Below are 596 nucleotides of genomic sequence, written 5' to 3'. Positions count from 1 at the left end.
TGCAGCCTTATCTATGCCAATCCGCGCAGAAGGTGCCAGCAAATGGCGTGCCTTCCAGTTGGGCCAAGCATCAGCCCTAGTAGAAATCGTCGGTGCCGCTTTAGGCGCTTTACTGGTTTCTCAAGTGACTGTTATCTTACCTTACGCACTAGCCTTTGCAGCAGGTGCCATGATCTTCGTTTGTGTGGAACAACTGATTCCAGAATCACAATCGCATGGTAACTCAGATATCGCCACCGTCGCCCTACTTATTGGCTTTGGTGTCATGATGGCCCTAGACGTTGCTTTAGGTTAAATCCCTTGCAAAACTCTTTGAAAAAAACTATTGCGATAAAACCCATCAACCAGACGCAAACAGCGTACGCCAGGTTGATGGGTTATTTTTTGTATATTTAAGACAGGTATTTTGAAAAATGACTGTCTGTTAGAATTTCACGTCCGCGTCTTGCATGGCTTTTTGAATGTAAGCTGCCGACTCGTGCAATTTTGCCTCTTCCCAAGCATTCAAGCTAACGGGTAGTCGTTTTTCCACGCCATTAACGCCAATAATACAGGGTATTGATAGGGCAACGTTACCGTTATAGCCATATTCACCG

At 45.6% G+C, this 596-nt stretch carries 1 protein-coding gene and 1 pseudogene; one reads left to right on the top strand and one right to left on the bottom strand.

Translation table 11 applies throughout. The features are described 5' to 3' along the window. Window positions 1-295: ZIP family metal transporter (locus tag ACRCJ0_RS18555; RefSeq protein ID WP_431391655.1), on the top strand; the 295-nt coding region annotated here is incomplete at its 5' end. Window positions 296-424: 129 nt separating this feature from the next. Here the strand turns inward: ACRCJ0_RS18555 and ACRCJ0_RS18550 are convergent. Further along, window positions 425-596: pseudogene (locus tag ACRCJ0_RS18550) on the bottom strand (L-lactate dehydrogenase); the annotation flags it as partial.

This window comes from Aerococcus sp. L_32 (assembly GCF_050689315.1).
Note: the sequence above shows the minus strand (reverse complement) of the source record. Positions and strands in the feature narration are given on the sequence as shown.